The 4,849-nt window shown below is 61.3% G+C and carries 4 protein-coding genes and 1 pseudogene; all 5 read left to right on the top strand.

The window, feature by feature from the left end:
* Positions 1 to 185, top strand: a 185-nt coding sequence (locus HU811_RS27530) for a hypothetical protein (RefSeq protein ID WP_225248492.1), incomplete at its 5' end; no start/stop codon positions are given.
* Positions 170 to 2,608: a TonB-dependent siderophore receptor gene (locus tag HU811_RS25015; RefSeq protein ID WP_186658663.1), complete on the top strand. Its 2,439-nt coding sequence runs from the start codon at positions 170 to 172 to the stop codon at positions 2,606 to 2,608. The genes HU811_RS27530 and HU811_RS25015, both read left to right, overlap by 16 nt.
* 65 nt (positions 2,609 to 2,673) lie before the next feature.
* A pseudogene (locus HU811_RS25010) lies at positions 2,674 to 3,803 on the top strand (PepSY-associated TM helix domain-containing protein).
* Complete coding sequence (locus tag HU811_RS27525; protein WP_092400795.1) at positions 3,800 to 3,979, top strand: hypothetical protein; 180 nt, start codon at positions 3,800 to 3,802, stop codon at positions 3,977 to 3,979. Before HU811_RS25010 ends, HU811_RS27525 begins: the two are co-directional and overlap by 4 nt.
* 188 nt (positions 3,980 to 4,167) lie before the next feature.
* Positions 4,168 to 4,797 carry a glutathione S-transferase gene (locus tag HU811_RS25005; RefSeq protein WP_092400792.1) on the top strand — a complete coding sequence of 210 codons (630 nt, stop codon included), beginning with the start codon at positions 4,168 to 4,170 and terminating at the stop codon, positions 4,795 to 4,797.
* Positions 4,798 to 4,849: the final 52 nt, after the last annotated feature.

Genomic DNA, 4,849 nt, shown 5'->3' with positions numbered 1-4,849 from the left:
TGTGGGAGCGGGCTTGCTCGCGAAGAGGCCTGTTGCCTCAGCACAAAAACCAGACTGGACGCCCCAATCCGCAAACCGAATCTAAATTATTTTCATCCCGCCCTATCACTTTTGAATTTTCATCCGGCACCAAGGCAATTGAGAAATATTTCCATTCAGGAGCCGCCGTATGTCCCGCCCGCTAGACACCCTGTTGCGCCCCAGTCTGTTGGCCGTTGCCATCGCTTTTGCCGCCCCGTTGGTCAGCGGCCCGTTGCTGGCCGCCGAACAAGCCTCGAACGTGCGCACCTACAACCTGCCCGCCGCACCATTGGCCAGCACCCTGAACCAGATCGCCAGTCAGGCCGGGCTCGCCCTGAGTCTGACCCCGTCCCTGGCCTCGGGCAAAACCTCGGCACCGGTCCAAGGCCAGTTCGATGCCATTGGCGCATTACGTGAGGCCTTGCGCGGCACGGGCCTTCAACTGCAACAAAGCAGCGCCGGCACCTACAGCCTGGTGGCCGTGCCCGAAGGCGTAATGGCTTTGCCGGAAACCAGCGTGATCGGCGCCGGTCTCAGCGAAACCGCGTGGGGTCCGACCGACGGCTATGTCGCCACCCGCACGGCGGCCGGCACCAAGACGGATACGCCGATTGTCGAACTGCCGCGCTCGGTTTCCGTGGTCACACGCCAGCAGATGGAAGATCGCTCGGTCCTCAACCTCAATGACGCCCTGCGCTACACCGCTGGCGTGCAGAGCAGCGGCTACGGCTCGGACTCACGCAACGACTGGTTGCTGGTACGCGGCTTTGTACCGACGCAGTTCCTCGATGGCCTGCCACTGCCCAAGGGCAACTACGTCACGCCGAAAATCGAGCCCTGGAACCTCGAACGCATCGCCGTGCTGCGTGGTCCAGCGTCTTCGGTCTACGGCCAGACGCCACCCGGCGGCATGCTGGACATGGTCAGCCGGCGCCCGCAGGCTGAAAGCAGCCACGAGGTCGAACTGCAAGCCGGCAGCTACGAACACAAGCAGATCAACTTCGACAGCACCGGCAAGGTCGATGACGAAGGCCAGTTCCTGTATCGGGTCAGCGGCACGGTACGCGACAGCAACGCCCAGGTCGATCACATCCCGGACAAACGCTACAACATCGCCCCAAGCCTGACCTGGAACATCAACGACGACACCCGCCTGACATTCCTGTCTCAATACACCCGCGACGACACCGGCATCACCGGGCAATTCCTGCCGCTGCAAGGCACCAAGCTGTCGTCGCCGGCCGGCAAGATTTCCCACCACAAAAACCTGGGTGACCCGGACTGGGAATTCTACGACCGCACCTACTACGCCCTTGGTTATGCGTTTGAACATCGTCTGAACGACACCTGGCAGTTCCGCCAGAACCTGCGCTATACCAAGAGCGATCTGGAAACCCAAGGCATCTCCGCAGGCGGCCAATTCTGGCCAGACGGTCCCGACCAATCCGTGGATGCCAACGGCAACGTCAAGCGCAGCGCCAGCGTCATCAACGAAGACATCAGCCAGTTCGCCGTGGACAACAACTTCCAGGCCGATTTCCAAACCGCGGCCCTGAGCCACACCTTGTTGCTGGGCCTGGATCACCAGCGCTCCAACAGCAACTCGCGCTGGCTGTGGGGCTCGACCGGCGTACCGGCCAGCAATATCCACAATCCGATCTACGGACAGGATTTTTCCAACGTTCAGTATTTCACCATGTACGACTACAACCAGAAGACCCAGCAAACCGGTCTCTACGTCCAAGACCAGATCGCCCTGGACAACTGGCGCCTGACCCTTGGTGGTCGTGAAGACTGGATCCACACCGGCACCGAGTTCCACAACCAGGCCGGTGCGACCAACACCCAGCGCGACAAGAAATTCAGCGGCAACGCGGCGCTGAGCTACGTCTTCGATAATGGCGTGACGCCGTACATTTCTTTCGCCCAGTCCTTCCAGGCAGCAGCCGGCACCAACGTCAACAGCACCGATGCATTCAAGCCGACCGAAGGCGAGCAGTACGAAGCGGGCATCAAGTACCAGCCGCCCGGTACCAAAACCCTGCTGACGGCGGCGGTGTTCGACCTGACTCAGAAAAACAACTCCGTCACCGAAAACAGTGTGACCCGCCAGGTGGGCGAAGTGCGCGTTCGCGGCCTGGAACTGGAAGCCTCGGGCGATGTGACCGACAACCTGAAACTGGTCGGCTCCTACACCTACAACGACAGCGAAATCACCAAAGGCACCGCGGCTGAAGAAGGCAAACGCATGGCCCAGGTGCCGCGTCACCAAGCTACCGCGTGGGCCGATTACACCTGGCACAACGGCCCGCTGGACGGCTTTGGTGTCGGTGCGGGTCTGCGTTACGTCGGCGATACCTATGGCAACACCACCAACACCGACTGGGGACATGTCGGTTCCTATACCGTGTATGACGCCTCGGCCCATTACGACTTGGGTCGCCTGAACAACTCGCTCAAAGGTGTCTCAGTGGCGGTGGATGCAAAAAACGTCTTCAACAAGGACTACCTGTCCACGTGTGACGGTTTCTACTGCTACTACGGCGACCAACGCAGCGTCGTCGCCAGCGTGAATTACAAATGGTAAACGGTTAGCATTTGCGCAAACCTTTTGAAGGGCCACCTGTGGCCCTTTTTGCATTCGGATCAATCATGAAAAGCAAAACCATCCGCCGCTGGTCCTTCGTCCACACCTGGACCAGCCTGATCTGCACGGTATTTCTGCTGATGCTGGCGATCACCGGGCTGCCGTTGATTTTTCATCACGAAATCGAGCATTTGCTGGGCGACGCCCCCGAGCTTCGGGAGATGCCGGCCGACACCCCGCAATTGGACCTTGCGCAACTGGTGGAAAAAGCCAATGCCCATCGCCCCGGTGAGGTGGTCCAGTATTTTGGCTGGGACGAGGATGATCCCAACGGTGTCATCACCATCATGGCGCCGACGCCGGGCACCGAACCCAATTCATCCCACACCTTCATGCTCGATGCCCGCACCGGCGAGGCCCTGGAAATGCCCTCGGCCAACGGCGGTTTCATGATGGTGATGCTGCGCCTGCATGTGGACATGTTCGCCGGTTTGCCAGGCAAGTTGCTGTTGGCGTTCATGGGCCTGTTGTTCGTGATCGCCATCGTTTCCGGTGTGGTGTTGTACCTGCCGTTCATGCGCCGCCTCAAATTCGCCACGGTGCGCCAGGACAAATCCACGCGCCTACGCTGGCTCGATTTGCACAACCTGATCGGCGTGGTCACGCTGGTCTGGGCGCTGACGGTGGGCGTGACCGGCGTCATCGCTGCCTGCGCCGACCTGATCATCGCCGCCTGGCGCAATGACAGCCTCAGCGCCATGGTCGAGCCCTATCGCGACGCCCCGCCGCTGACGCAATTGGCCCCGGCGACGCGCTTGCTGGACATCGCCAAAGAGGTTGCGCCGGGCATGGAACCCAGCTTCATCGCCTTCCCCGGCACGCTGTTTTCCAGCGAACACCACTACAGCGTGTTCATGAAGGGTGACACCCACCTGACCTCCCATCTGCTGACACCCGTATTGATCGATGCCAGCACTCTGGACGTCACCGCCGTGGCTGAACGGCCGTGGTACATGGATATGATGAGCCTGTCCTTGCCGCTGCACTTCGGCGACTACGGCGGTCGGCCGATGCAGATTTTCTGGGCGACCCTGGACGTGCTGACCATCATCGTCCTCGGCAGCGGCGTCTACCTGTGGGTCTGCGACGCAAAGCGGCCAAGCGCGCAGCGGTCGCAGCGCAGGTGGTCTCGTGAGGCCCCGGCAGTCGAGTTTCTGGAAAGTGTTTGGTATTCCCGTGGCGATCGGCGTGCTGAGCGCGGCAGGTTTGTTTTCAGCATTGCTGGGCGACGGGGCCTGGGATGCCGTGAGCTGGGTGGGACTGGGAATACCGACGGTGCTGGGGGCCTGGGGGCTAATCAAACGCAGATAAATTCAGCCCGACGCGGCCCCAATGTGGGAGCGAGCCTGCTCGCGATGGCGGTGAACCAGTCACATTGATATCGACTGACACTGCGCTATCGCGAGCAGGCTCGCTCCCACACTGGCATCCAATCGGCCTCGCCGGCCGCCTTGGAACTGTCTAGGCTAAGCTCTTGCCCGCCAATCGAGGATACCTGCATGTCGGCCCCCAGCATGACGTTGTTCCACAACCCCGCCTCGCCTTTCGTGCGCAAGGTCCTGGTGCTGTTGCACGAAACCGGCCAGCAGGACCGCGTGGCCTTGCAGCTCAGCCAGCTTACGCCGGTCAAACCGGATCCGGCGCTCATGGATGACAACCCCCTGAGCAAGATCCCGGCCCTGCGCCTGGCCAACGGAACGGTGATCCATGACAGCCGCGTCATCCTCGATTACCTCGACCACCAGCACGTCGGCAATCCGCTGATCCCCCGGGACGGCGCAGCCCGGTGGCGACGCCTGACCCTGGCATCCCTGGCTGACGGAATCATGGATGCCGCGGTGATGATTCGCTACGAAACCGCCCTGCGACCTTCAGAAAAACACTGGGCCCAGTGGCTCGATGCGCAACGGGACAAGATCCGCCGCGCCCTGGGCATGCTCGAAGCCGAGGCAATAGCCGAACTGGCCTGCCATTTCGACATTGCGTCCATCAGTGTGGCCTGCGCCCTGGGTTACCTGGACCTGCGCCATCCCGATCTGGAATGGCGCAAGGCCAATCCCCAATTGGCAGCGTGGTTTGCCGAAGTAAGCTTGCGGCCTTCGATGGTCGAGACAGTGCCCAGGGTCTAACTTTGCGGTGACGGCATCGACGTCATCGCGGGCAAGCCTTGCTCCCACAGAT

The organism is Pseudomonas tehranensis (assembly GCF_014268615.1).
Taxonomy (GTDB): Bacteria; Pseudomonadota; Gammaproteobacteria; order Pseudomonadales; family Pseudomonadaceae; genus Aquipseudomonas; species Aquipseudomonas tehranensis.
This window is presented reverse-complemented; position numbering and strand designations above follow the sequence as displayed.

Bases quoted from the DNA above. Each gene is read 5' to 3' on its own strand.
- HU811_RS25015 (WP_186658663.1), top strand. From the start codon at position 170: ATGTCCCGCCCGCTAGACACCCTGTTGCGCCCCAGTCTGTTGGCCGTT.
- HU811_RS25005 (WP_092400792.1), top strand. From the start codon at position 4,168: ATGTCGGCCCCCAGCATGACGTTGTTCCACAACCCCGCCTCGCCTTTC.